Origin of the sequence: Enterococcus songbeiensis (assembly GCF_005405265.1) — a bacterium.
Classification (GTDB): Bacteria; Bacillota; Bacilli; order Lactobacillales; family Enterococcaceae; genus Enterococcus_C; species Enterococcus_C songbeiensis.
Genome location: NZ_BJDS01000004.1, coordinates 131,435 through 157,947, shown reverse-complemented (window position 1 = coordinate 157,947; position 26,513 = coordinate 131,435). Strand labels below are relative to the sequence as shown.

Sequence of the window (26,513 nt, the reverse complement as noted above, 5' to 3'; positions counted from 1 at the left end):
TTCATGCAACAGAGGCTGGAACTTAACTCAACAATTGCGAGCTACGTCCCAGCCTTCCATTTCCACACGCGTATCTTTTAAAAGATACATTTATCGCCTAGATTCAGGCGTCTTTGCCATGACAATTTTTGTATTTTTTGCCGCTTCCGCATGGGCAAGGATCATTACGCCCCACTTTTTCAACGTGTACTGGTTTTTGTGGTGTTTCTTCTGTCTGCTCGGTTTGTTCTGCCTCACCTTGTGCCACTTGTTCCCGTTGAACGTTTTGGCGAATTTCTGCCTTCATGAAGAGTCGTGTTGCCTCATATTCGATAGCACCCACCATGTCTTCAAACATGTTGTACCCTTCCGTTTGGTATTCTACCAATGGATTGTTTTGTCCATACGCCCGCAAACCGATTGATTGACGCAATTGATCCATCGCATCAATATGGTCCGTCCATTTTGTATCAACAACCCGTAGGATAACAACTTTCTCAAATTCCAATAATTGTTCAGGGCTGTTTAACTGCGCCGCTTTTTCATCAAAAATTCGTTGTGCTTCTGCGAAAAGAGCATCTTTGATTTCTTGCGGTGTTTTTCCTTTGAAATCTTCTACGGATACTTTGTCTTCGTGTACCAGCGCATTGCCGGCAAAATCAACGATTCCTTCCAGATTCCATTGGCTTTCTTCTAACTGAGTATGGCTGTCTACAACGCGTTCAATCGTCCGTTTGACCATATTCATCAAGGTCTGAGATAAACTCTTGTCTTCCATGATTACTTCTTGACGTTGTCCATAGATGACTTCCCGTTGTTCCCGCATAACATCATCGTATTGCAAAACATTTTTACGGGTATCGTAGTTATTTCCTTCAACCCGTTTTTGGGCAGCTTCTACTTGACGTGTCAGCATTTTACTTTGGATCACGGCATCGCCTTCTTCAATCTTCATCCGATCCAAGAATGCTTTGATCCGTTCTGAGCCAAAGCGTTTCATCAAATCATCTTCCAGAGAAAGATAAAATTGTGAAACCCCTGGATCTCCTTGACGTCCAGAACGTCCCCGCAACTGATTATCGATACGACGTGATTCATGACGTTCCGTTCCAATAACTGCCAAGCCGCCAAGTTCTGCAACTCCTAAGCCAAGCTTGATATCGGTTCCCCGACCAGCCATGTTGGTAGCGATGGTGATGGCACCTTTTTGCCCTGCATTTAAAATGATTTCGGCTTCTTTAAAGTGATTTTTCGCATTCAAAACTTCATGTGGAACTTTTTCTTTATCCAGCATGTTGGATAGCAATTCTGACGTTTCAACGGCTACTGTACCTACCAGCACTGGTTGTCCCTTACGGTAACGTTCCTTAATATCTTGAACCACCGCATGGAATTTGCTTGATAATGTCGGATACAATAGGTCTGCCCGATCATCCCGCACGATTGGTTTATTGGTTGGAATTTGGAAAACCTGCATATTGTAGATTTCTCGGAATTCTTCTTCTTCCGTTTTTGCTGTACCGGTCATCCCAGCAAGTTTTTTATACATCCGGAAATAGTTTTGGAAGGTGATTGTTGCCATGGTTTTGCTTTCATCTTCGATTTCCACGCCTTCCTTAGCTTCAATCGCTTGATGCAGACCGTCAGAATAGCGACGGCCATCCATGATCCGTCCAGTAAATTGGTCTACAATTAAAACTTTCCCTTCTTGAACAACATAGTCAATATCCAGCAGCATGATATAGTTTGCCCGCAAGGCTTGATCCATGTGATGAGTCAGGGCAGTATTTTCAATATCATAAAGATTATCCAAACCAAATGTTTCTTCGGCTTTTTCGATTCCACTTTCTGTCAGACCAATCGTTTTTGATTGGATATCAATTTTATAATCTTCTTCATTTTTCAAACGTTTTACAAAATTATCTGTTCGCGTATACAATGCCGTTGATTTTTCAGCTTGTCCAGAAATAATCAACGGAGTCCGCGCTTCATCAATCAAAATCGAGTCTACTTCATCGACAATCGCATAGTTTAACGGACGTTGCACCATTTGATTGCGGTAAACTACCATGTTGTCCCGCAAGTAGTCAAAGCCTAATTCATTATTGGTACTATAAGTGATGTCGCAGGCGTAAGCAGCACGCTTTTCTTCTGATGATTTAGAATTGATATTCAATCCCACAGTCAAGCCAAGAAAATTATATAACTCACCCATTTCCGTTGAGTCACGAGTAGCCAAATATTCATTGACCGTAACTACGTGAACCCCTTCACCGGAAAGTGCATTTAAATAAACCGGCATCGTGGCAGTCAATGTTTTCCCTTCACCTGTCCGCATTTCAGGAATATTCCCATCGTGCAAGACCACGCCACCCATCAGCTGAACATGGTAAGGATAAAGACCCAACACCCGTTTGGCAGCTTCACGAACAACTGCAAAGGCTTCTGGTAATAATTGGTCTAACGTTTCTCCCTTTTGATAGCGTCCACGAAATTCATCTGTCTTATTTCGCAATCCTTCATCTGTCAATTTCGCCATTTCATCGGCAAAGGTTTCTACTTGATCGGCTATCGCAGACAGCCGTTTTAATTCTTTTTTATCATTTTCAATCAGGGTTTTTAAAAAATTGGCCATACGTAAATAAATCTCCTTTAATTTCCATTTTCTCAGTTCTAAAAGAAACTCTCCATCCTATTCTATCATTAGTTTTCTTCAAAAGAAATAGCTAGAATCTCATTAGAAGTTTGTCATGAAAAAAATTTAACTTTTTCGATTGATTTTTGAGAGAAAAAAGAAGATACCCACTGAAAGCGAGTATCTTCTTGAAAATTTCAGAAATCAATCGGTTTCGATCAAACCATATTTGCCGTCTTTCCGACGATAAACGATGCTGGTACCATTTGTTTCCGCATCTTCAAAAATGAAGAAGTTATGTCCCAACATGTTCATTTGCAATACAGCTTCTTCACTGTCCATTGGTTTTAGAGAAAGACGTTTTGTACGTACGATATCTAATTCTGATCCGTTTTCTTCACCAGGCTCCTCATTAAAGATTGCCGTGGCTGCTGCTGTATCAGGTAATCCTGTTTCACGAGACTTGCGGTTGATTTTTGTTTTGAACTTGCGAATTTGGCGTTCTAACTTATCAACGACCAAGTCAACACTTGCATATAGGTCAGGCGAAGTTTCTTCTGCCCGTAAAACCAAATAAGGAAGTGGGATCGTTACTTCTACTTTCGCCGTTTTTTCTGTATAAACTTTCAGGTTCACATGTGCTGTTGCATTAGGTACATCATTAAAGTAACGTTCTAATTTCCCAACTTTTTTTTCGACATAGTCGCGAATAGCATCTGTAACTTCAATATTTTCGCCGCGTACATTGTATCTAAACATAACAATTGCCCCTTTCATCTACCAATAAAAGAAGGAGAAAGGACCACTCTTTTTTCCTTCTTCTTACCTTTATTATATCGAACTCTAATGCTTTTGCAAACTTAAACGCTAACAAATTCATCGAATTTTAAGTCCCGTTATTTTATCGAGCAAAAGAGAATGTTCGAATGAGCTTTGCATCAGCTTTTAGCAAGACCTCTGCACCATGAAAAAGCGTTCGACCAGTGGTATAGACGTCATCTACCAACAAAATTTGTTTATTTTTGACTTCTTCCATCGGGACCGCCAACTCATAAGGCTGCTCCATTGCTAGCCGTTCCTGGCGATTTTTTTGTGCCTGCGGTTTTGTATCCATCTTTCGTTGAAGAAAGGCATAACGGGGAATCCCGGCAGCTTCCAACACTCCCTCCACTTGGTTAAATCCTCGTTGAGCAAACCGCTTGGAAGATAACGGAATGCCACAAATCAAAAAATCGGAATAGTCGCCTAATTCTTTTTTAACTTCTTTTGCGATTACTTGTCGCAGGCGATAATCTCCTAAAAATTTATAGGCATGCAGCCAGTCTTGAAAACCTGAATCATAGTGATACATGGCTCGATGTGCAAAATCATAGTTGCTGTATTTTTTTCGCCAATAGTCGCAATCATTGCAACGAAAACCCGGCGAAACAACTGGCTTCATACACGTTGGACAAGTTCCTTCTCTTGAAAGTTTCGCTAATTTTTTTTGACAGACTAAACAGCATTCTCCTTTAAGCTGCCATGGAAAAAATAGTTCTGTCAGCAATAAATTGCGAATAATCGTTTTTTGACACCACAGACACTTCATGTTTCCAGCCATTTCTTAGCAAGCAGATTCATTTCACGAATTTCTTTGCATGCGTTACGAATGCTTCGGGTTTGCTTATCATAGAAAAATAAAACTTCCCCTTGATTAAACTCTCCTTTACGATCGACTCTACCGGCGATTTGGACCAACGCTGATTTGCTGAAAACCGGATGATTGGCGCCTATTACGATGACGGAAACATCCGCAAAAGTCACTCCTCGCTCTAAAATCGTGGTACAAAGCAAGACATCATACGCTTCTTCCCGCATTTGCTGCACCTTCTCTAATCGCTGCTCATCTTCTGCAGAAACTGCCTGAATTTGGTAGTCCGATAAGATTTTTTGCAGTGGTATGACAAGTGCCTTCATCCATTCAATTTTCGGGCAAAAAATGAGCACCCGATTCTTTTTTCGCAAGTTTTTCACGATTTGTGCTAATCGTTTTAACTTGCCAAGAGACTGGGGCAATCTCTCCCATTGATGAAACCAGACCAGTTTCGGTTCAATCAATGGACGTTGATGAAAGCGCAAAGGCAGTTTTTCTACAGAAAATGTTTCACTGACTTCTTTTACTAATTTTTCAGAAGGTGTCGCAGTCAAATAAATGCGGCACCCGTCTTTTTTGGCCGCCTGCTTACTGGCAAAATAAAGGCGCGAATCCCCTTCATAGGGAAAGGCATCAATTTCATCGATAATCAATAAATCAAATACTTGATAAAAGTGAAGCAATTGGTGGGTCGTCGCCACCAAAAAAGCAGTATCTCGATAGTCTTCTTCCGCAGCTCCATGACTCAACAAAATATCCTCTTGCGGAAAAGCTTCCTTAAATCGTGGAAACAACTCCCGACAAACATCGATTCGTGGCGAAACTACTGCTACCCGCCCGCCAGTTTTTAAAGCACTGTAAATCACCGGAAACAGCATCTCGGTTTTCCCCGCCCCTGTTACTGCCCACACCATGGTTCCTGCTCTCTTTTCAAATTGCTGTTGCAACTTATCGGCAACTCGTTGCTGATACACCGTCAATTGTCCTTGCCATCCCCAAAAAATAGAACAATCTTCCCTTTCAATTTTGAGTGTTGGTGTAAAAAGAACGGCATCGCTAGTAATACGCCCAAATTCGATACAGGCGGGACAATAATAAACACCGTTTGGCAGCTGCAACTGGTCTTTTTTTTCTTGCGACCCGCAACGCATACAACAGATTTCCCCCTTCCTTTCAATCATTGCCTCTCGAAAGGTTCCTTCTGTATCTGCTAAAGCTGTTTTTATTATGATTTGTTGTCGTCCCGTCCACTTCATGTCTTTTTCCCTCCCTTAAAAGGAAGTACGAAAAAGTCTGCTTATTTTTTTTCAAAAAAAATAGAAGCCGAAATTCGGCTTCGGCTTCTATTACTAGCTGCTTATTTTTCGTCGATTAATGTCAACGCTTGTTTCAATACTTTTTCACCATTCATCATGCCGTAATCTGCCATGTTGATGACATCCATTGGAATACCTTTTGGTGCCAAACGTTTTTCGAAATCACCCTTCATAAAACGAACTTGAGGGCCTAAAAGTAAAACGTCTACATCTTTCTTTTCAAGATTATTGTCAGCATCAGAAGCTGCGACCGCAAAGATATCTGCTTCCAAACCGTCTGCTTCCGCCGCTTTTTGCATTTTTGTTACTAACAGACTGGTACTCATACCAGCTGAACAAACTAACATAATTGTTTTTTTAGCCATGATTATTCTCTCCTTCTACAAATAAAGGAATAATTTTCAATATTGTTATCCCTGTATCTTATTATAAAACAACTACTCATTTTGTCAACGCTTTCCACTTTATTGAAGATTAATGGAGCAGCCAACTGGATTTAACCAATTTATTAAACACAACGTACTCTTTTTCCAAGTTGATATGAACGACCTCATATCCGGCATTCAGCCAGGCATAGGCGCCTTGCTCCGGATGCTTGTGGTCATTGGCCCACCAATCGGTTTGCTGCCGTGCCGATCGAGGCAGACCTGTAGAAGGAAACAGCAATTCATCAAATTGTGTAAAGGTCAGGGTGACCTGTGAACCACCATTCTTTTTTAAATAATGTGTGATCACATCATATTTTTTTCTGCGTTTGCCCATTTCCTTCACCCCTCTTTTATTATCACTATTTTTTGAAAATTATGCAACCGCTAGCTTAGTTGCAACTTGTCTTTTCTTTCACTATACTGAAAGAAAAAAGGAGAACTCCATGCTGGCTACTTATCTTACTATCAAAGAAGACGGACAAGCAGAAACAGAAATTAAAAAATCTCGTTTCATCTGTTCGCTAAAACGAGTACAAACAGAAGAAGAAGCAAAAGAATTCATTCAAGCAATCAAAAAAGAACATTGGAAAGCCAACCATAATTGCAGCGCATTTTTGTTAGGAGAAAAAAATGAGATCCAACGTAGCAGTGATGATGGTGAACCCAGCGGTACTGCCGGTATTCCCATGCTTGAGGTCTTGAAAAAAAACAACTTGATCAACGTGGCGGCAGTTGTCACCCGTTACTTTGGCGGGACAAAATTGGGGGCTGGGGGCTTGATCCGTGCATATTCTCATGCGGTTTCTAACGGTCTGGAAAAAATCGGCATCGTTCAGGGAAAATTGCAGCAGGAAGTTTTGGTAACCATCCCTTATCCATTAGTAGGAAAACTGCAACACTTTCTTGAAACCCAAAAAATTTCGGTGAAGGATACCATTTTCGCCACTGATGTTACAATGACCTGCATGATTGATGAAGAGCAGCAAACCCTTTTTATCCAGCAAGTAAATGATTTGTTAAACGGCAAAGGTCAATTTGCCAAAGGAGCCGTCAGCTATGTAGAAGAGCCCATCTAAAAAAAGAACTAGAAAGCACATGTTCCTAGTTCTTTCCTCTTATCTTTCTAAATAAAATTCAAAACGATTGCCGACATATTGGGTCCGCACATATTCAAAAGGTTGACCATCTTGCAAATAGGAGATCTGGCGCATTCGTAAAATGGCATCTCCTCGTTTGATTTGTAAATATTCTGCAATTTGCTCAGAAGCCAACATTGCTGAGACCGTTTGATTTGCAGGACCAATCTTTTCCCCTTTTTCTTCCAACGTTTTATAAAAGGACTTGGTGATTTCTGATTTACTAAAATCATGGATCAGCTTTTCAGGGATACTGGCCACTTCAAAACAAATCGGAATATCATCGGCAAAACGAATTCGTTCCATTCGCAGAATACTTTCATTTTTTGTCAGATGAAGTTTTTCCAGCTCTGAAGAACTAGGCGCTGTCACAAAATACGATACCACTTTGCTTGAAGGTACCTTTCCTTGGGAGAGCATAATTTCAGTGAAGCTGGTGGTACCAGACATTTTTTCTTGAACTTTTTGGCGAGCGACATAGGTTCCTGAACCTATTTTTCGATCTAAAATTCCTTCATCAGCTAAAGTTTGGATTGCTTGCCGCAAGGTCATTCGACTAACACTAAATTGGATGGCCAGTTCCCGTTCGGAGGGCAGTCGATCACCGATTCCCCAGACCCCTTCTTCAATTTGTTTTTTGATTTGATCATGGATTTGGATATAAACTGGTAAACTATCAGACACGATAGACTCCTCCTTAATTCTTCTTATCGAACATTATAACTGGTATATACCTAACTTGGCAAATAGAAAATACAAAACAGGCTGTTTTCCACGAGAAAAACAGCCTGTTTTGCTATATCGTTACTTTTTGTTTTCATTTTGGTACAGTTTATTGATGTACCGTTTGTTTCTTGATTGCTTTATTGGCTGTCGCCATCATCAACCGAATGCGGTTCAATTGATTGACGATGGAAACCCCGGGATCATAATCGATTGCGGCAATATTTGCCATTGGGTATTGGTGCCGTAATTCTTTAATCACGCCTTTTCCAACCACGTGATTTGGTAAACAGCCGAAGGGTTGCATACAAACGATATTGTTGACGTCATTCTTCAACAAATCGATCATTTCACCTGTTAGGAACCAACCTTCCCCCGTGTGGTTACCGATTGAAAGAATTTTTCCAGCATCCTCTGCCAATTGGTAGATGGAATGAATCCCTTCAAAGCGTTGGGATGCCCGTAAGGCCTTATCCATCGGTTTTTCAACAAATTCAATCACACGAATGGCAAATTCTGCCAATGTTTTGCTCTTCTTTGCCATGCCAAGATTTTCATATTTCCAAATTTGATTGTACAAAGAATAATTCATGAAGCCAATAATATCTGGCACCACCGCTTCAGCACCTTCTGATTCCAGTAAGCGCACGATATCATTGTTGGCAGTTGGTGAATATTTCACTAAGATTTCGCCTACAACACCGACTCGCGGCTTCACTTCATCAGACAATGGTACCGAATCAAAATCCGTCACGATTTTTTTCATGTTGCGATTAAACAGCGTCAACGAACCATTCCGAATATTTTTTTCAACTTTTTTCAGCCACTCTTGATGCATGCGATCAATTTGTCCTTCTTCCAATTCATAAGGACGTGTCCGATAAACGACACGTTCAAAGAGATCGCCGTATAAGAAAGCAACAACTAATCGTTTTAGCATCGGCAACGTGAACTTGAAGCCGGGATTTGATTCCACACCCTTGTTCCCCATCGAAACAGAAACCACCGGAACTTGACCAAACCCGGCATCTTTCAATGCCTTACGCAATAATGGAATGTAATTAGTTGCCCGACATCCGCCACCGGTTTGTGTCATCAGTACACTGGTATTGTTTAAATCATATTTTCCACTTTGTAGTGCTTCTACCAGTTGACCGATGGAGATAATTGCAGGATAGCAGGCATCATTGTTTACAAATTTCAAACCAACATTGATTGCTTCCCGATCTTCTGCCGGCAAACAAACCACATTGTACCCAGATGCCTTCAAGGCTGTATCTACCAGTCCTGATTGATGAATCGGACTTAACATTGGTAAAAGCAGTGTATGTTGTTTTCGCATTTCTTTGGTGAAAATGATTTTTTCCGGTTCTTCAAAACGTTTGACCGGCTCAAAATTCATTTTATCCCGCTCTTTTACTGCCGCTTTTAATGAACGCAAACGAATTCGGATCGCACCTAAATTCGAGCCTTCATCGATTTTCAATACGGTGTAGATTTTTCCATATTGCTCCATGATTTCTTCTACTTGATCCGTTGTCACTGCGTCTAGTCCACAACCGAAAGAATTCAGTTGAACCAGTTCCAGATTTTTTGATTTTGCAACTACTCTGGCTGCTGCATACAAACGAGAATGGTAGACCCACTGATTTACCACCCGCAGATTACCAACATCACCCAAATGAGAAATACTGTCTTCTGTCAATACATGGAATCCTTCTTGAGTAATGACTTCAGCAATACCATGATTGATTTCCGGGTCCAAATGATACGGACGGCCAGAAACCACGATTCCACGTTGATGGGTTTCCTGTAGCATCGCCAAGGTTTCTTCCCCTTTTTGCCGGACATCTTCTTTAAACCCTTCAAGTTCTTCGTACCCATGGTGCAATGCGGCTGTAATTTCTTCGTGAGTGATTCCTAAATCTTGGAAAGTTTGATACAGCACGTCAGCTACGGATGCTTCATTTGCCAAATTGATATAAGGATTGCGGTAATCAACTTTTCCCTCTCGAATGTCATCCACATTATTACGAATCACATCCGGATAACTTTGGACGATGGGACAATTAAAGTGATTATCGGCATTGGCTGATTCTTGTCGTTCAAAAATTACGCCTGGATAAAAAATCATTGGGATTCCTTGATCGATCAATGCTTGAATATGTCCATGGGTGATTTTTGCCGGATAGCAAGCCGTATCGCTTGGGATTGTCTCCATGCCTTTTTCATACAAGCCTTTATTCGAACGCGGAGACAATTCTACCCGAAAACCTAAATCAGTAAAAAAAGTATGCCATAAAGGATAATTTTCATACATGTTCAAAACACGAGGTATCCCAACCGTTCCACGAGTTACTTCTTTTTTCCGTAAAGGACGATATTTGAATAATCGTTTGTATTTGTAATCCACTAAATTTACTTTGCGATCCTCTTTTTTGATTTTGATCCGTGCACCGCGTTCACAGCGATTGCCGGTGATAAACTGACGACCATCAGAAAAAATTGTCACGGTCAGCATGCAATTATTTTCGCAAAGCCCACAATGCGTAAATTCCTTTTCCGCAGTAAAAGCATCTAATTCTTCAAGAGAAAGCATGGTGCTTTCTTCGCCAATATCATAATTTTCCAAAGCGATCAATGCCGCACCATAAGCCCCCATCAATCCAGCAATCGATGGTCGAACGACTTGACGACCACTGATTTCTTCAAAAGCCCGCAGCACCGCTTCATTATAAAAGGTCCCGCCTTGGCAAACGATTTTTTCACCAAGTTCTTCGGGACGACGAATTTTAATAACTTTGTAGATAGCATTCTTGATGACTGAATAAGACAAACCCGCCGAGATATCCCCAACCGATGCTCCTTCTTTTTGAACTTGTTTTACTTTTGAATTCATAAAAACCGTACAACGAGAACCGAGATCTACCGGTGCTTTTGATTGTGTGGCGGCCAAAGCAAAATCCTTCACGTCATAATTCAATGATTTTGCAAATGTCTCGATAAAAGAACCACAACCGGAGGAACAGGCTTCATTTAATTGGATTGAAGACAAAACACCATCCTTGATGGTCATGGCCTTCATATCCTGCCCACCGATATCCAAAATAAAATCTACTCCCGGTTGAAAATGGTTTGCTGCCTTATAATGGGCCATGGTTTCCACTTCACCGATATCGACTTTCAACGCATTTTTGATTAAGTGTTCGCCATAACCAGTAACCGCCGTTTTGCCAATAAAAACATCTTCTGGTAATTGATGGTACAACTCTTTTAATACCCGAATCGTTGTTTCCAGCGGCTGCCCTTCGTTGTTTCCATAGAAAGAATACATAATGCGGCCGGATTCATCGACTAGGGTCACTTTTGTCGTCGTAGAACCGGCATCAATTCCAAGAAAAGCTGCCCCTTTATGTTGCGCCAATTCTTTTTCTTCCGGTGTTGCTTTAGCATGACGCGCACGAAATGCTGTCAATGCCTCCTCATCTGCAAAAAGTGGCTGCAACGTATCACTAGGTTTTAATTGCTGTTGATTCCCGGAATTTAACCGAGTCAATAAATCCGCCAGCGTGGTTGGTTCGGCTGTTTCTGCATAAAAAGCTGCACCCATCGCAACAAAAAGCTGCGGATTTTCTGGAAAAATTACATTTTCCGGCTGAATATCCAGCGTTTCGATAAATCGTTTTCGCAATTCTGACATGAAAAACAGCGGACCACCTAAAAATGCCACGTTGCCTTTGATTTTTCTACCGGCAGCTAATCCAGCAATCGTTTGGTTGACGACCGCTTGAAAAATACTCGCTGCAATATCTTCTTTGGCAGCTCCTTCATTAATCAGCGGCTGCACATCGGTTTTAGCAAACACGCCACAACGAGAAGCAATTGGGTAAAGGGTTTGGTAACTTTTTGCCAGCTCATTTAACCCATTGGCATCTGTTTTTAACAGCACCGCCATTTGATCGATAAACGCCCCGGTTCCCCCAGCACAACTTCCATTCATTCGCTGTTCTAACGAGCCTTCAAAGAAGGTGATTTTCGCATCTTCTCCTCCTAGCTCAATCACACAATCGGTTTGAGGAATCACTTCTTCTACCGTACGTGTACAAGCGATTACTTCTTGGACAAACGGAATTTCCAAGACTTCTGCCAGACCAATTCCACCGGAACCTGTAATATTCATTGCAACGGAAGCATCGCCAATAATGGCTTGGGCTTCTTCTAAAATTTTTTTTGTCGCCGTTTTAACATCTGAAAAATGCCGTTCATATTTTGCAAAAATCGTTTGGTTTTGTTCATCAAGGATCACCAGTTTGACCGTAGTTGATCCCACATCGATACCTGCTCTTAATTTCATACGATTCATCCCTTTTCATAAAAAATCAAACACTTTGTTGATTATCTTACAAGTCGTTTGATATAATACTTATGTCTATTTTAAATAGAAGCAGTTGATTTTTCAATAAACAAAGGACTTTCAATTGTGAGATAAACAACAATTAACGATTGTTTGTCGGGTAAAAAGAGAGGAATTTCACAAATGGCTAAAAAAACCGATCTACGAGTCAAACGTACCAATAAGATGATCATTGAGGCCTTTATCAAACTGGTGGAAAAAAAAGGATATGAACAGGTAACAATCCAAGACATTGCTGACGAAGCAATGATTAATCGTGCAACTTTTTACGCCCACTATAAAGACAAGCCCGATTTATACGAAACGATTTTTGATTACGCAGTTACCGCCTTTTCCGCCATTCTTGATCCAACGGAATTAGTAAAAGGCAACCGCATTAAGCTAAAACAAATTGAATTTGTACTGACCAATATTTATTTGAGTATCCAAAAGAATCGTGCTTTTTACTTAACGATTATGGACGGGTCCTCCAATGAACTGCTGCGAAAAAAAATTGCAGATATTTTATACGATCAATACGCCCACGTCTTCGATCGCTTAAAAATTACCGAAAATGATATCGAAGTTCCCATGGATTTCATTATTGAATACATGACATCCATTTTTATCGGGACACTGCACTGGTGGTTGACCACCAGCTCAGATATGACACCAGACCATCTGGCAAAATTGGTTATTAAATTGGTAGGTAATGGTCATTTAACTGTTTTAGGTATCGAAATTGAGAAATAAAAAACTGTTTAGAAGCTGTCAAAACACAGCTTCTAAACAGTTTTTTATTTTAATGATTTTTTGACTGCCACTTGATGGTGTGGCGGGTCGGGCGCTGTCCGGAGATTTTTACTTTTGCTTTCTTGACATCCACTGCTACTTTGTATCGTTCCGTTTTCAACAAATCATAGACTTTTTCAGCCGCCTCAGTGATCGTTTCACTTAATTTCATTACCAAACACCTCCTCGCTTTACTACTAGCTTAGCTTATTGTCTTTTTTTCGGCAATTAAAAGAAAACCAGACGGATTTTTTTCGTCTGGTTTTTCCTGATTTTATTCTTTCACTCGCAAACAACGCATGGCGTTTAATACCGCTAGTAGTGTCACCCCTACATCAGCAAAAACCGCAGCACCCATTGAAGCAAAACCGATTGCCCCAAGAACTAACACGACTGCTTTGACCGCTAAAGCAAAGACAATATTTTGTTTGACGATCCGCAAGGTTTTTCTTGAAAGGCGAATGGCAGTTGCTAGTTTCGAAGGAGCGTCATTCATAATGACAACATCTGCCGCCTCGATTGCGGCATCACTGCCTAACCCCCCCATCGCAACACCAACATCTGCCGTTGCCAAAACCGGGGCATCATTGATTCCATCCCCAACAAAAGCGACAGTTCCTTTTTCCTTCATGATTTCAGTTAAATGCGCAACCTTATCTTCTGGAAGCAATTCACTAAAAACGTGAGAAAGACCTAATTTTTTCCCAACATATTCGCCAATTCGATGGTTATCTCCGGTCAACATCACCGTATTTTTCACACCCGCCTGCCGCAAATCTTGAATTGCTTTAGCTGCATCTTCTTTAATTTGATCGGCAATGACCAAATACCCCACAAATTGTTGATCGATAGCGACGTAAATCGTTGTGCCGATTGCTTCGACTCTTGGCAGTTGAACATTTGAAAATAACTTTTCATTTCCAACTAGCAATTGTTTTCCATTGACGCTGGCTTGAATGCCTTGACCGGCAATTTCTTGAAGATTTACGGCTTTTGGCAAACTGAATTTGCTTGCCGCATCTACGATTGAACGAGCGATTGGGTGAGTCGAATATTGCTCGACCGCAGCAGTATAAGTCAAAAATTCATCCTCTGGCAAATTAGTTTCAATTTGTTGTAGAGCAAAACGACCTTCTGTCAATGTTCCTGTTTTATCAAAAACCACCGTTTCAACGGTTGCTAAAGTTTCTAAATAGTTACTACCCTTAATCAAAATCCCTGCTTTGCTGGCACCGCCGATTCCACCAAAAAAGCTTAGGGGAACAGAAATCACCAATGCGCAAGGACAAGAAATGACTAAGAAAGTCAACGCCCGATACAACCATTCATGAAAATCTTGTTGAAAAAATACCGTTGGTAAAATCACAAGTAATGCAGCTAAACCTACAACAGCTGGAGTATAGTACCGAGCAAACTTTGTGATAAATTTTTCTGCCGGTGCTTTTTGACTGCTGGCATTTTCTACTAAGTCAAGAATTTTGCTAACCGTTGCTTCGGCAAAGGGTTTTGTAACTGTAATCGCCAACCGACCTTCTTGGTTGATGCTTCCACTTAAAATTTCTTGTTCCGGTTCTAAAAATTGCGGAACGGATTCTCCAGTTAATGCAGATGTATCCACGTAACCACTTCCTTCTGCAATAATCCCATCCAACGGCACTCGCTCGCCAGGATTGACTACCACTACAGAACCCACGACTACTTCTTCCGGTGAAACGATTTTTTCCCCCTCATCCGTACGAATACGCGCAGTGTCTGGACGCACGTCCATCAGCGCCTGCACATTTTTACGAGAACGATCCACCGCATAATCTTGGAAAAATTCACCGATTTGGTACAACCACATCACCGCGATGGCTTCCGGGTATTCACCGATTGCCAAAGCTCCAACCGTTGCCACAGTCATCAAAAAATTTTCATCAAAAATTTCCCCTTGAAAAATGTTTGAGACGGCCTTTTTAACAATATCTCCGCCAATCAAAAGGTACGTTAGGATAGATAGAATCGGTTGCCATAACCCCTTTGGTTGCAAAAGAACCAGACCGAAAAACAGTCCACCAGTTACTAGGATTCGCAGCAGCACCTGCCGAGATTCACCAGCTTCTTCTTGGTTCTGCTTTTTTTCTACCGGTCTAACAGTGACCTCTGGCTCTAATTTTTTTATAAGCTTTGTTGCTTCCTCTTCCACACTGTCACAGGTATCCTTTTCACAGGTAATAGACATTCTAGTGGTGGCAAAATCGACCGTTGCCTTTTCTACACCCGGCAATTTTGTAACTGCCTGTTCGATTTTTGCCGCACAACTGGCACAATCCAAGCCATCCAATGTATATTTCTTTTCCACTGAAAATTCCTCCCCTCACAAACATATGAATGCTCTTTCATTTTTAATTATAAATGATTGGTCATTCATATGTCAAGCGGATCTATTTCCTTTCAACCAATTTTTTACAAAAAAAGAAAACCAACAAGCTGTCAGTTTTCTTTGATTGTTATTCCGCTGAATCTGAGTGGTCATCCGAATCTTTTTTCCTTTTTTCTGTATCTTCTGTTTCATCCGATTCTTTTTGGTTTTTGTCTAAAACAGATTGGCGAAACTGGCGATTTCCTAGAAATTTTAACGTCCGCATCAACGGCTGCCGATTTTCTCCCACCAGACCGATCAACTCGATAAAAATCTCTAAACCAAAGGCCGTACTGATCAACAATAAAATCGTCGCCCAAGTGCTTGCATAATTCATCAACAGCGCAATGAATGAAAAAACCAAAGCTAACGCATAAATTGTCAAAACTGCGCCGCGGTGCGTAAAGCCCAGTGATAACAACCGATGATGCAGGTGCATTTTATCTGCCGAAGAAATCGGTTGTTTATTGAAGCGACGACGGATGATGGCATAAACCGTGTCTGTGATAGGCACACCCAAAATAAACATCGGTGTCAAAATGGTGATAAATGTCGCATTTTTTAACCCCTGTAAGGACAGAATCGAAATCATGAAGCCTAAAAACAGCGCCCCGGTGTCTCCCAGATAAATCGTTGCCGGATAAAAATTATAGGGAAAAAAGCCAATGATTGCAGCCACCAGAGAAAAAATGATGATGGCTAGGAAAACGCCTCTCGTTGGTAAAAAGAAGTAACTGATCAAGCCGATTGTGGTTAACCCGATAATTGAAATTCCCGCTGCCAAGCCGTCCAATCCATCAATCAGATTCACTGCGTTGGTAATCGCCAGAATCCATAAAATTGTCACCGGTAAACTCAACCAGCCAAGATCAAATTGACCAAAGAAAGGTAAAGTAAAGGTGCTGATGCGAATATCTGCGACAAAGAAGGTTTCCAATGCCGCCAACAAGATTCCCAGCGTTTTTTGCATGGGAGAAAGTTCAAATACGTCATCTAATAATCCGGTGATAACCACGATAGCCCCACCAAGCAGCATCGGCCAGACATAATGAAAAGCCAGCGTGTCATTGTACTCCCACAACAATGCGATACAAAAAGAAAGAAAGATACTCAACCCGCCTGCTGTCGGCATCGTCTTCGTATTGATTCTTCTTGCACCCGGTTTGTCGACTGCGCCGATTTGAAATGCCAGTAGTTTCACGATTGGCGTTAAAACCAGCGAAAGCAACATGGTTGTAAATAATCTAACGATAAAACGAAAAGTAAATCCCATTGAGCAAGCTCTCTTTCTAGATAGTTAATCTTTCTTTTTTTCACTGAATTTTGCGGAAAGCTCCGATACTGGACTTTTGCGTTCTTCCACTTCTTTTCCAGTCACCGTCTCTTCGATAATCCCATTAATGATACCCCCAAGGATGATGATTGTTGCAGCCAGATTCAGCCAAAGCATCAAGACGATAAAACTTCCAATAATTTGATAGCCGCTGAGTCGTGCGGCAAAAAATTTTGCATAAAGACCAAATAATTGTCCCAAAAGCATCCAACCCACCGTAGCAAAAATCGCTCCCGGTACAGTCGAGCGAACTTTGATTTTCGCGTTGGGCACTAACCAGTAAATCAGCATCATTACAATCAGCAAAATCACGATTGTCAACGGCCACTTCAAAGTTTGGAACGTATCGATAATGGTTCCGGGAAAATGCAGAACGGGTTGCAATACATCTAAAACAATCTTACCAAAACCGAGAACCAGTGTCACCCCAACGATTGCTCCCATAAAGAAAACAATTGTGACGAGCGAAACCAACCGTACCAGAATAAAATTCTTGCGGTTTTCTACCCCATAGGCTTTGTTCATTGCTGTTTGCAGTGCGTTGATACTTTGACTAGCTGACCAAATCGTGACTAATGCCGAAATCGATAAAAGTCCCCCTGAGCCTTGTGTCAAAAGATTTTCAATCGCTGGTCCGATAAATTGATACACCTGCTGAGGGATTAGCTCTCTGACGTAAGGGAGCACAGAATTTGGGTCAATAGACAAAAACGGCAGCACATTTCCGATAGCAATCACTAAAGGAAAAAGAGAAAGCAATAAATAATAGGCAACTACGATTGATGACGTACCCATTTCCGAAGTCATAAAGCGAGTGTATGTCGTTTTAAAAAAGCGCATAACTTTCGTGTTGTTTTGTAACTTACGAATAAATTTCATTGCATTCTCCATTTCTTGCTGCTTAGTAAGTTCCCTCTTCCCCTTGAGAAGTCAAAATTTTTGGCCCGTCTTTTGTAATAGCAATCGTGTGTTCAAACTGACAGCTTAATCCACCATCTAAGGTGTAGGCTGTCCAACCATTTGGGTCCATCTTCATTTTCCATGTTCCGGTATTGACCATAGGTTCTACGGTGATGACCATTCCTTCTTTTAAACGCAATCCTTTTCCTGCTTCACCATAATGAGGAATTGAAGGACTTTCGTGGATTGTTGGTCCAATGCCGTGTCCAACAAAATCCCGAACAACAGAAAGATTTTCCCCTTCTACATAAGTTTGGATTGCATGACCGATGTCACCGATTCGATTGCCGATAACAGCCTGTTCAATTCCCAAATACATGGATTTACGGGTCACTTCCATCAAGTGGTCCAATTCAGGTGTAGAATCACCTACAACATAGGACCAGCAAGAATCAGACATCGCACCTTTTAAATCAATACACATATCCACTTTAATCAAATCCCCATTTTTCAATGGTTGCTTGCGAGGAAATCCATGACAGATTTCTGTGTTGACACTACAACAAGTCGCATATTTATAGCCTTCAAAGCCAATTTGTGCGGCAACTCCGCCATGGCTTTCAATAAAATTGCGAACAAAGACTTCGATATCCCAGCTTGAAACACCTGGTTTGATAAATGTGCGCAACTGTTTATGGACTTCCGCCAATAATTCACCAGATTCCTTCATTAATTCAATTTCTCTTGCTGATTTTAATGTAATCATTTTACTATCTCCTCTTTTCAAATCGTTCTTATTTTACCATAGTAGCGATTTTTCGCCAAATGCTGTTTATTTCACTTCGGGAGGAGTTTTCTTTCCAACCTACATTTGCTATAATTAAGCCGAGCCTAGAAGGAATAGTTTATAGAGAAATCGTAGGAGGAACCTCATGACTGTAGCAAAAATCGTTTATGCTAGTATGACTGGAAATACAGAAGAAATCGCGGATATCGTTGCCGAAGCAATGGAAAACTTAGCGATCGATGTCGAAATCAATGAATGTACACAAGTGGATGCCGACGAATTTGAAGATGCAGATATTTGCATCTTAGCGACCTATACATATGGTGATGGTGAACTGCCAGATGAGATCGTTGATTTTTATGAAGATCTGCAAGAACTTGATCTGAGCGGAAAAATTTATGGCGTTTGCGGATCTGGAGACACGTTTTATGATGATTTTTGCAAATCCATCGACGATTTTGACGCTGTCTTTGCCAAAACAGGTGCCACAAAAGGAGCGGAAAGTGTCAAAGTTGATTTGAACGCCGAAGAAGAAGATATCGAAAATCTGGAGACCTTCGCCAAAAAACTTGTCGAAGCAGCAAAATAAGTTGACGAAGCAAGAGGGACGCGCTTAACTGACGCGTCCCTCTTTTTGTCTGTTTTTAAACAGGCTTAATAGTTTAATTGTACTGCCAACTGGTCATTGAGAATATCTCTGATACTTTCTTCCATCAATCCTTTGATCTGATCTTCTGTCGGAGCAATGATTCCGGAAGACATCAAGGAAGCAATACCCGTCGCAACGATCCAAGTACCCATATGAAGTTCTTCCAATTCTTCCTGAGATAAGTTTTGGTAGTTTTCATCATCTTTTACAGCTTGAACAAAATAATCGTAAGAAAATTTCTGGATTTTTTTTCCGCCGCCGTATTCTTCCAAATACATTGCGCGGTAAAGTCGTCGTTTGGTGGTGGCAAATTCTATGTAGTTCAACGCTAAGTCAATAATCGTATTGCCTGTATGTTCAATCGGAAAAACATCGGTCGCTAAATAATTTAAAATTTTGTCAATCAGCGCATTTTTTAAATCATCCATGTTTTGAAATTCTAAATAAATCGGCTGTGTCGAGCAATTCATCTCTGCAGCGATATTTCTTGCCGTAAAGCGAGCAAATCCATCTGCCGCAACAACATCATACGCCGCATCTAAAATTTGATCTCGGGTAATTGTTTTCTTTCTTGCCATGATATTTTAATCTCCTTCGTCATTTTGTATATCGCTTTCATTTTTTGCCTGAATTTATTGTATCATGTTTTTTTTTATCTGACAAAAACTCTTTTTTCTTCTTTTCAATTTATAGAAATAATTTCACTTGTTTTTTCAACATCAAAAAAAATTTTCAAAATCATAGCACTTTTGTTGTCTTGTCATTTTCCCAGTGTTATCATAAAAATGGTTATCTAATTATTAAAACCCTTTAGGAGGTAAATTATGGTACTCGCAAATTTTAAAGAATATCTAAACAAATATGCACAACTGATTACAGAGGTGGGTGTCAATGTTCAAAAAGGACACACAATTGTTATTCAAATCAGTGTGGAACAAGCAGAATTAGCCCGCTTACTTACAGAAAAAGCCTATGAACTTGGTGCATCAGAAGTCATTGTTCAGTGGACCGATGATTTTGTCCAAAAAGAATTTCTAGCGTTCGCAGCCCAAGACCGAATTGAAACGGTACCGCAATATAAAGTCGACCAAGCCGACGATTGGGTGAAAAAAGGTGCCAGCCGCATTAGTGTTGTCTCTTCCAATCCTGATTCACTGGCTGGAATTGATACTCATCGCGTGGCAACCTACCAAGCAGCCAGCGGAAAAGCTTTATTGAATCTGCGAAAAGCTACCCAAGCAAATAAAGTTAGCTGGACTGTGGTAGCCGCCGCTGGCCAAGACTGGGCACAAAAAGTTTTTCCAAATGATACACCAGAAACAGCCCAAGACCGTTTGTGGGACGAAATTTTCAAAACTACCCGTATCTACGAAGCAAATCCTGTAGCTGCTTGGAAAGCCCACGACGAAAAATTGCAAAAAAAAGCAGATGAATTAAATAAAGAACAATTCACTGCGCTGCATTACACTGCTCCGGGAACAGATCTGACGATTGGCTTGCCTAAGAATCACCTTTGGGAAGGCGCCGGCAGTTTTAATGCCCGCAACGAAAAATTCATGGCAAATATGCCAACGGAAGAAGTTTTCACTGCACCTGACAGCCGCCGGGTAGATGGCTATATCTCCAGCACGAAACCTTTAAGCTATGCGGGAACGATTATTTCCGGAATGACTTTTACTTTCAAAAATGGAAAAGTCGTTGATTTCTCCGCAAAACAAGGACAAGAAGTCTTGAAAAAATTATTAGAGACAGACGAAGGCGCTACCCACTTAGGTGAAGTTGCCTTAGTTCCTGATCCGTCCCCAATCTCACAATCCGGGATTACCTTCTTCAATACGTTGTTTGACGAAAATGCCTCCAATCACTTGGCATTAGGTTCCGCCTATGCCTTCAGCATCCAAGGAGGCACGGAAATGAGCGAAGAAGAATTGGACGCTGCCGGATTAAATCGCAGCCAAACACACGTTGATTTCATGGTAGGCTCTGATCAAATGTCGATCGACGGGATTCGCGAGGACGGTTCGACCGTACCAGTGTTCCGCAACGGTGACTGGGCATAAACGCTAAAAAATCGAGGCGGAAGCTTCGATTTTTTTGTAATGATTAATAATAGTAAATGCTGAGCTTTTTTGGTAGAATTTACTAGGATAGTCGTTGATGGAAAGGGTGAGTGAGAATGACTCCAAATCGTGAAGATTATTTAAAAATAATTCTAGAATTAGGCGGCGATGAAAACAAAATCAGCAACAAACAAATCGTGGCTGGCTTAGATGTATCCGCAGCCTCCGTCAGCGAAATGATTTCAAAATTAGTAAAAGAAGAACTTGTGGAACATTCCCCCTATCAAGGGGTTCAGCTAACACAAAAAGGCTTGAAATCTGCCAGTACTTTGATCCGCAAGCATCGCCTATGGGAAGTTTTTCTCGTTGAACATTTGAATTATTCGTGGAATGAAGTTCATGACGATGCAGAGGTTTTGGAACACGTCACTTCCGAACGTCTTGCAAAACGGCTGGAAAACTATTTGGGCACCCCGGAATATTGCCCCCACGGCGGAAAAATCCCTCGATTTGAAGAATCCATCCATGAAGAAAAACGCCAAACCTTGGCTGATTATGGCATCGGAACTTCCTTGAGAATCGCTCGGGTTTTAGATGAACGTGAATTACTGGATTATCTTGTCGCTATCGATTTGAAAATCCATGAAGAATATGAAATTATCGATGTTGCTGCCTACGAAGGTCCGATTACAATCAAAAATGATCAAAAAACCATCGCTGTAAGCTACAAAGCAGCAAGTACGATTTTTGTTGATCCATTAGATAAGGAGTGAGACCTATGTCAGAAAATAAAAAAGTTCTCTTCACCATTTTTGGTGCGACCGGGGATTTAGCACAACGAAAGCTTTATCCTTCCCTTTTCCGTTTGTATCGAAAAGGTGACATTCAAGAACAATTTGCCGTGATTGGAACGGCTCGTCGGCCTTGGAGCGATGAACATTATCGCGGTATCGTTAAAGAAACCATCGCTTCTCTAAATCCAACAGAAGAAGAAGCTGAAAAATTTGCCGCTCATTTTTATTACCAATCCCATGATGTGCAAGATACTGAGCACTATCTCACGTTAAAGAAATTGACCGATACACTAGATCAAAAGTACCAGCTTGACGGCAATCGTCTTTACTATTTGGCAATGTCGCCTAATTTCTTTGGGGTAATCGTAGAACATCTGCAATCACAAGGAATGCTGGATTCTACTGGATTCCATCGCATCATCATTGAAAAACCTTTTGGCTCCGATTATGAAACAGCCAAACAATTGAATGAAGAGATTAATGCGGTGTTTTCCGAAAATGAAATTTATCGGATCGATCATTACCTAGGCAAAGAGATGATCCAAAATATTTCTGCAATCCGCTTTGCAAATAATATTTTTGAATCTATGTGGAACAATCGCTATATCGACAACGTGCAGATTACGTTGACAGAAAGTTTAGGCGTGGAGGATCGCGGCGGTTATTACGACCGTAGCGGAGCCTTAAAAGATATGGTCCAAAACCATATTCTGCAAATCTTATCTTTGTTAGCGATGGAACCACCGGCTGCTTTTTCAGATCAAGAAATTCGTGGTGAAAAAATCAAAGCATTGAACGCAGTCCGAGTTTATACAGAAGATGAAGTGCGAGAAAACTTTGTCCGAGGACAATACAGCAGCGGAAGTTTGGAAGGTACAAATTTTGCCTCTTACCGGGAAGAACCAAATGTCAGCGAAACCTCTACAACCGAGACCTTTGTTGCCGGTAAATTTAAAATCGATAATTTCCGTTGGTCTGGCGTTCCTTTTTATGTTCGGACCGGTAAACGTCTGACGGAAAAAGGAACCCGTATCAATATCGTTTTCAAACAAGTGCCTGTCAATTTATTTAAAGCCGACATCAAGGAACCTTGCGAAAATAAAAAGCTCCCACAAAATGTTTTGACGATTTATATTCAACCAACAGAAGGTTTCAGCCTTTCTCTTAACGGCAAAGAAATCGGACAGGGCTTCAATACCCATCCGGTCAAATTGGATTACCGCAATAGTGCCGAGGCAGTAGAAAACAGCCCAGAAGCTTATGAACGCTTAATTTTCGATGCCTTAAATGGTGACAGTACAAACTTCACCCATTGGGATGAAGTTGCTCAATCTTGGCGAATCGTTGATGTAATCCGTGGTGTTTGGGATAAGGATACTCCAGACTTTCCGAACTACGCAGCTGGAACAATGGGGCCACAAGCGGCCTTTGACCTGCTGGAAAAAGATGGCTTCGAGTGGATCTGGCAACCAGATGAATGGTACCGCGAACGCAATTTATTAGATTAAAAAAACACTTCCCGACTTGAAATCGGGAAGTGCTTTTTTAGTTTTCGAAACCTTCTGCTACTGCTTCCGCAAAGTTTTCTTCAACAATATGCGCACAATGTCCACAAAGAGTTGGCAGTTTTTCATCTGAACCGACATCTTTTCGGACTTGTCGGCAACGGTCACAAACTACACCATCTGCTTTTTCCACCAGTAAGGCAACCTCTTCAAATTGATGTGCTTCATCAGGTACCGGTGTTCCGGCAGCCTTCACTTCAAAATAATCTGGTGAAACAATCAGTAATTGTGCAATGTTTTCATCTACTGCTTTTAGCATTGCAGCAGTTTGTTCATTTGGATAAACAGTTAGTTTTGCTTCTAACGATTTACCGATTAATTTTTTGTTCCGTGCTTCTTCTAACGCCTTCAAAACATCATCACGGAAATCCATAAATGCTGTCCAAGTATCCAACAATTCTTGTTGATTTGCAAATTCTTCATATGCTGGGAATTCAGCCAATTGTACATATTCTTTCTCTTCACTCAAGAAAGACCAGATTTCTTCTGCTGTATGAGGAATGATTGGCGTTAATAATTTTGTCAAAGCCACAGCGGTTTGATAGAATACCGTCTGCATGCAGCGACGTTGCGGATCATTTTCTGCTTCAATATACACAACATCTTTTGCAAAATCCAAATAGAAAGAGGAAAGATCTACCGTCAGAAAATTCATTACTGTTTTGTAGATATGCAGGAAGTTATAGCTTTCGTAGCCTCCACGCAATTCTTTCACCACTTGATTCAAGCGTACAGTCATATATTTATCCACGGAACGCAAGTCTTCATAAGGAACCGCATCTTTTTTAGGATCAAAATCGGCAGTATTTGCCAACAAGAAGCGCATCGTGTTACGAATTTTTCGATAAACTTCTGCAACTTGTTTCAAAATATCCATTGAAACTCGGACATCTGCTTCATAATCAACACTGCTGACCCATAGTCGTAAAATATCGGCACCCATTTGCTTGATTACCGTTTCAGGTACAATGGTGTTTCCTAATGATTTACTCATCTTGCGTCCTTCACCATCTAGGGTAAAGCCTTGGGAAAGCACTGCTTTATATGGAGCAATACCATTGATTGCTACACTGGTGGTGATACTGGAGTTGAACCACCCGCGATATTGATCTGATCCTTCCAAATACATATCAGCCGGGAAAGTCAATTCAGGACGTTGACGAAGGACCGCTTCATGGGATGAGCCAGAATCAAACCAAACATCCATGATATCATTTTCTTTTGTAAACGTTCCATTTGGTGAACCTGGGTGGCTAAAGCCTGCAGGCAACAATTCCTTGGCTTCCCGTTCAAACCAAACATTTGAACCAAATTCAGCAAATAACTGAGCAACATGTTCCACTGTTTCTGGTGTAATGATGGCCTCACCGTTTTCTGCATAGAAAATTGGTAATGGCACACCCCACGCCCGTTGACGAGAAATTACCCAATCTCCCCGGTCACGAATCATATTGTATAAACGTGTTTTTCCCCAAGGAATGATCCAATCAACTTTTTCAACTTCATCCAAAATATCTTGACGGAATTTATCGATTGAAGCAAACCATTGCGGTGTAGCCCGGAAAATAACGGGTTTTTTCGTCCGCCAATCATGGGGATAGCTATGGGTGAAGAAATCTAATTTCAGCAGAGCGCCTTTTTCTTCCAATAATTTTGTGACCATTGGATTTGCTTTGTCATAAAAAATCCCTTCAAATCCTGGCGCTTCATCTGTGAAAACACCGCGATCATCAAGAGGAGATAACACATCCAAATGATATTTTTTACCCACAATATAGTCGTCTTCCCCATGACCAGGAGCGGTATGAACAAGTCCAGTACCAGCATCCAAGGTTACGTGTTCGCCACACATGACTAAAGACGTACGATCATAAAATGGATGTTGTGCAGTCATGTATTCCAATTGCTTTCCAGAGAACTCTTGCAAGACAGTGACTTTTTGCCAGCCTAATTCTGTCGAAACCGTTTCTAATAAGTCTTTTGCCACCACATATTTTTTGCCATCCGCTTCAACTTGCAAATAGGCAAATTTAGGGTGAACAGAAATTCCTAAGTTAGCCGGTAACGTCCAAGGTGTCGTGGTCCAGATAATAAATGATGTATCGGTATCCAACAAATCTTTGCCATCAACGACTTTAAAGGCCACGTAGATCGAAGCTGATTTTACATCCTTATATTCGATTTCGGCTTCTGCTAAGGAAGATTCACTGGACGGTGACCAATAAATTGGTTTCAATCCTTTGTAGATATAGCCTTTTTCAGCCATCTTGCCAAAAACGCGAATTTCAGCCGCTTCATACGCAGGATCCAATGTAACATATGGATGATCCCAATCACCGGAAACACCTAAACGTTTAAAATCAATGCGTTGTTTGTCCACCTGAGTCAACGCATATTCTTTACATTTTTCACGATATTCAGCTAACGTCATTTCTTTGCGTTTGATTCCTTTATTTGCCAATACTTGTTCGATTGGCAGTCCGTGGGTATCCCATCCAGGGACATAAGGCGAACGAAAGCCAGACATCGATTTTGAACGGATAATAATATCTTTACTGATTTTATTTAGTGAGTGTCCAAGATGGATATTGCCGTTTGCATAGGGTGGTCCATCATGTAAAACAAAGGTTGGTTTTCCTTCGTTTAATTTTTGACGACGTTGGTATAATTCATTTTCTTCCCATTCTTTTTGCCATTCAACTTCTCGATTAGGCAAATTGCCCCGCATTGGAAAAGCTGTTTTTCCAAGATGTAAGGTATCTTTGATTTTCATCTTTGACCCGCTCCTTTTAATCAATTAACGAAAGTCTCGTTGTGCAAATCCATTTCTGTTGTTTCCAAAAAATTTTTCAAATAAAAAAACGCTCCTCCCAAAAAGGGACGAACGTTTGTCGTGGTACCACCCAAAATATGAAATCTAAAACTAGATTTCCTCTTGTAATCGTTAACGGAATTACCCGTTGATTTTTACTGATTTTCAAAATCAAAA

General features: G+C 41.0%; 21 protein-coding genes and 1 other annotated feature (1 of these 22 cut by a window edge). Of the genes, 6 read left to right on the top strand and 15 right to left on the bottom strand.

Annotated features, from left to right (window positions below; genetic code table 11):
* Positions 1–103: 103 nt before the first annotated feature.
* From secA to FFM66_RS03940, 6 genes are all read right to left on the bottom strand, one after another.
* The gene (gene secA / locus FFM66_RS03965; protein WP_048604909.1) at positions 104–2,614 is read right to left on the bottom strand and encodes a preprotein translocase subunit SecA; all 2,511 of its coding nucleotides are present in this window, start codon (positions 2,612–2,614) and stop codon (positions 104–106) included.
* 204 nt (positions 2,615–2,818) lie between these two features.
* Positions 2,819–3,373 (bottom strand): ribosome hibernation-promoting factor, HPF/YfiA family, encoded by a 555-nt coding sequence (gene hpf / locus FFM66_RS03960; protein WP_048604908.1) that lies wholly within the window; start codon positions 3,371–3,373, stop codon positions 2,819–2,821.
* 142 nt (positions 3,374–3,515) lie between these two features.
* The gene (locus tag FFM66_RS03955; protein ID WP_246038416.1) at positions 3,516–4,055 is read right to left on the bottom strand and encodes a ComF family protein; all 540 of its coding nucleotides are present in this window, start codon (positions 4,053–4,055) and stop codon (positions 3,516–3,518) included.
* Positions 4,056–4,198: 143 nt separating this feature from the next.
* The gene (locus FFM66_RS03950; protein ID WP_137605042.1) at positions 4,199–5,503 is read right to left on the bottom strand and encodes an ATP-dependent helicase ComFA; all 1,305 of its coding nucleotides are present in this window, start codon (positions 5,501–5,503) and stop codon (positions 4,199–4,201) included.
* A gap of 101 nt (positions 5,504–5,604) precedes the next feature.
* Positions 5,605–5,928 (bottom strand): PTS sugar transporter subunit IIB, encoded by a 324-nt coding sequence (locus FFM66_RS03945; RefSeq protein WP_048604905.1) that lies wholly within the window; start codon positions 5,926–5,928, stop codon positions 5,605–5,607.
* A 109-nt stretch (positions 5,929–6,037) separates the two neighbouring features.
* A complete protein-coding gene (locus tag FFM66_RS03940; RefSeq protein WP_048604904.1) occupies positions 6,038–6,325 on the bottom strand; it encodes a DUF7662 domain-containing protein in 288 nt (95 codons plus the stop codon).
* A 109-nt stretch (positions 6,326–6,434) separates the two neighbouring features.
* Between FFM66_RS03940 and FFM66_RS03935 the strand changes: the two genes are divergently transcribed.
* Positions 6,435–7,067 carry a YigZ family protein gene (locus FFM66_RS03935; protein WP_137605041.1) on the top strand — a complete coding sequence of 211 codons (633 nt, stop codon included), beginning with the start codon at positions 6,435–6,437 and terminating at the stop codon, positions 7,065–7,067.
* 39 nt (positions 7,068–7,106) lie between these two features.
* Here FFM66_RS03935 and FFM66_RS03930 read toward each other — a convergent pair whose 3' ends face one another.
* Together FFM66_RS03930 and FFM66_RS03925 are read right to left on the bottom strand one after the other, a co-directional pair.
* On the bottom strand, positions 7,107–7,811 hold the full coding sequence (locus FFM66_RS03930; RefSeq protein WP_048604902.1) for a GntR family transcriptional regulator: 705 nt from the start codon (positions 7,809–7,811) through the stop codon (positions 7,107–7,109).
* A gap of 148 nt (positions 7,812–7,959) precedes the next feature.
* On the bottom strand, positions 7,960–12,204 hold the full coding sequence (locus FFM66_RS03925) for a 2-hydroxyacyl-CoA dehydratase (RefSeq protein ID WP_137605040.1): 4,245 nt from the start codon (positions 12,202–12,204) through the stop codon (positions 7,960–7,962).
* A gap of 183 nt (positions 12,205–12,387) precedes the next feature.
* Between FFM66_RS03925 and FFM66_RS03920 the strand changes: the two genes are divergently transcribed.
* Complete coding sequence (locus FFM66_RS03920; protein ID WP_048604900.1) at positions 12,388–12,996, top strand: TetR/AcrR family transcriptional regulator; 609 nt, start codon at positions 12,388–12,390, stop codon at positions 12,994–12,996.
* 49 nt (positions 12,997–13,045) lie between these two features.
* Here the strand turns inward: FFM66_RS03920 and FFM66_RS11320 are convergent, their stop codons facing one another.
* From FFM66_RS11320 to map, 5 genes are all read right to left on the bottom strand, one after another.
* Positions 13,046–13,207, bottom strand: coding sequence for a hypothetical protein (locus tag FFM66_RS11320; RefSeq protein ID WP_171000785.1), 162 nt, complete (start codon positions 13,205–13,207; stop codon positions 13,046–13,048).
* A gap of 102 nt (positions 13,208–13,309) precedes the next feature.
* Positions 13,310–15,376, bottom strand: a complete 2,067-nt coding sequence (locus FFM66_RS03915; RefSeq protein WP_137605039.1) for a heavy metal translocating P-type ATPase — start codon at positions 15,374–15,376, stop codon at positions 13,310–13,312.
* A gap of 148 nt (positions 15,377–15,524) precedes the next feature.
* Complete coding sequence (locus FFM66_RS03910; RefSeq protein WP_048604898.1) at positions 15,525–16,709, bottom strand: glycosyltransferase family 4 protein; 1,185 nt, start codon at positions 16,707–16,709, stop codon at positions 15,525–15,527.
* A 24-nt stretch (positions 16,710–16,733) separates the two neighbouring features.
* The gene (locus FFM66_RS03905; RefSeq protein WP_137605038.1) at positions 16,734–17,648 is read right to left on the bottom strand and encodes a YihY/virulence factor BrkB family protein; all 915 of its coding nucleotides are present in this window, start codon (positions 17,646–17,648) and stop codon (positions 16,734–16,736) included.
* A 22-nt stretch (positions 17,649–17,670) separates the two neighbouring features.
* The gene (gene map, locus FFM66_RS03900) at positions 17,671–18,435 is read right to left on the bottom strand and encodes a type I methionyl aminopeptidase (protein ID WP_048604896.1); all 765 of its coding nucleotides are present in this window, start codon (positions 18,433–18,435) and stop codon (positions 17,671–17,673) included.
* A gap of 166 nt (positions 18,436–18,601) precedes the next feature.
* On the opposite strand from map, the gene FFM66_RS03895 reads away from it, so the two are divergent.
* Positions 18,602–19,045 (top strand): flavodoxin, encoded by a 444-nt coding sequence (locus FFM66_RS03895; RefSeq protein WP_137605037.1) that lies wholly within the window; start codon positions 18,602–18,604, stop codon positions 19,043–19,045.
* A gap of 65 nt (positions 19,046–19,110) precedes the next feature.
* On the opposite strand, the gene FFM66_RS03890 is transcribed toward FFM66_RS03895, so the two are convergent.
* Positions 19,111–19,683 (bottom strand): TetR/AcrR family transcriptional regulator, encoded by a 573-nt coding sequence (locus FFM66_RS03890; RefSeq protein WP_137605036.1) that lies wholly within the window; start codon positions 19,681–19,683, stop codon positions 19,111–19,113.
* Between the two features lie 246 nt (positions 19,684–19,929).
* Here FFM66_RS03890 and FFM66_RS03885 point away from each other — a divergent pair, with 246 nt between their 5' ends.
* The 3 genes from FFM66_RS03885 to zwf all read left to right on the top strand — a co-directional run bounded on the left by FFM66_RS03885 (position 19,930) and on the right by zwf (position 23,467).
* Positions 19,930–21,165, top strand: coding sequence for an aminopeptidase (locus tag FFM66_RS03885; RefSeq protein WP_137605035.1), 1,236 nt, complete (start codon positions 19,930–19,932; stop codon positions 21,163–21,165).
* 116 nt (positions 21,166–21,281) lie between these two features.
* Positions 21,282–21,938: a transcriptional regulator EfaR gene (gene efaR / locus FFM66_RS03880; RefSeq protein ID WP_137605034.1), complete on the top strand. Its 657-nt coding sequence runs from the start codon at positions 21,282–21,284 to the stop codon at positions 21,936–21,938.
* A gap of 5 nt (positions 21,939–21,943) precedes the next feature.
* Entirely contained in the window at positions 21,944–23,467 is a 1,524-nt protein-coding gene (gene zwf / locus FFM66_RS03875) for a glucose-6-phosphate dehydrogenase (RefSeq protein WP_048604891.1), read from the top strand.
* A gap of 37 nt (positions 23,468–23,504) precedes the next feature.
* Here zwf and ileS read toward each other — a convergent pair whose 3' ends face one another.
* Positions 23,505–26,297 (bottom strand): isoleucine--tRNA ligase, encoded by a 2,793-nt coding sequence (ileS, locus tag FFM66_RS03870; protein ID WP_137605033.1) that lies wholly within the window; start codon positions 26,295–26,297, stop codon positions 23,505–23,507.
* Positions 26,298–26,397: 100 nt separating this feature from the next.
* Positions 26,398–26,513: a binding site (T-box leader), on the bottom strand (it continues 103 nt past the right edge of the window).

Excerpts from the sequence above, each read along its gene's own strand:
- secA (WP_048604909.1), bottom strand. The coding sequence starts at position 2,614 with ATGGCCAATTTTTTAAAAACCCTGATTGAAAATGATAAAAAAGAATTA.
- hpf (WP_048604908.1), bottom strand. The coding sequence starts at position 3,373 with ATGTTTAGATACAATGTACGCGGCGAAAATATTGAAGTTACAGATGCT.
- FFM66_RS03955 (WP_246038416.1), bottom strand. The coding sequence starts at position 4,055 with ATGAAGCCAGTTGTTTCGCCGGGTTTTCGTTGCAATGATTGCGACTAT.
- FFM66_RS03950 (WP_137605042.1), bottom strand. The coding sequence starts at position 5,503 with ATGAAGTGGACGGGACGACAACAAATCATAATAAAAACAGCTTTAGCA.
- FFM66_RS03945 (WP_048604905.1), bottom strand. The coding sequence starts at position 5,928 with ATGGCTAAAAAAACAATTATGTTAGTTTGTTCAGCTGGTATGAGTACC.
- FFM66_RS03940 (WP_048604904.1), bottom strand. The coding sequence starts at position 6,325 with ATGGGCAAACGCAGAAAAAAATATGATGTGATCACACATTATTTAAAA.
- FFM66_RS03935 (WP_137605041.1), top strand. The coding sequence starts at position 6,435 with ATGCTGGCTACTTATCTTACTATCAAAGAAGACGGACAAGCAGAAACA.
- FFM66_RS03925 (WP_137605040.1), bottom strand. The coding sequence starts at position 12,204 with ATGAAATTAAGAGCAGGTATCGATGTGGGATCAACTACGGTCAAACTG.
- FFM66_RS03920 (WP_048604900.1), top strand. The coding sequence starts at position 12,388 with ATGGCTAAAAAAACCGATCTACGAGTCAAACGTACCAATAAGATGATC.
- FFM66_RS11320 (WP_171000785.1), bottom strand. The coding sequence starts at position 13,207 with ATGAAATTAAGTGAAACGATCACTGAGGCGGCTGAAAAAGTCTATGAT.
- FFM66_RS03910 (WP_048604898.1), bottom strand. The coding sequence starts at position 16,709 with ATGGGATTTACTTTTCGTTTTATCGTTAGATTATTTACAACCATGTTG.
- FFM66_RS03905 (WP_137605038.1), bottom strand. The coding sequence starts at position 17,648 with ATGAAATTTATTCGTAAGTTACAAAACAACACGAAAGTTATGCGCTTT.
- map (WP_048604896.1), bottom strand. The coding sequence starts at position 18,435 with ATGATTACATTAAAATCAGCAAGAGAAATTGAATTAATGAAGGAATCT.
- FFM66_RS03895 (WP_137605037.1), top strand. The coding sequence starts at position 18,602 with ATGACTGTAGCAAAAATCGTTTATGCTAGTATGACTGGAAATACAGAA.
- FFM66_RS03890 (WP_137605036.1), bottom strand. The coding sequence starts at position 19,683 with ATGGCAAGAAAGAAAACAATTACCCGAGATCAAATTTTAGATGCGGCG.
- FFM66_RS03885 (WP_137605035.1), top strand. The coding sequence starts at position 19,930 with ATGGTACTCGCAAATTTTAAAGAATATCTAAACAAATATGCACAACTG.
- efaR (WP_137605034.1), top strand. The coding sequence starts at position 21,282 with ATGACTCCAAATCGTGAAGATTATTTAAAAATAATTCTAGAATTAGGC.
- zwf (WP_048604891.1), top strand. The coding sequence starts at position 21,944 with ATGTCAGAAAATAAAAAAGTTCTCTTCACCATTTTTGGTGCGACCGGG.
- ileS (WP_137605033.1), bottom strand. The coding sequence starts at position 26,297 with ATGAAAATCAAAGATACCTTACATCTTGGAAAAACAGCTTTTCCAATG.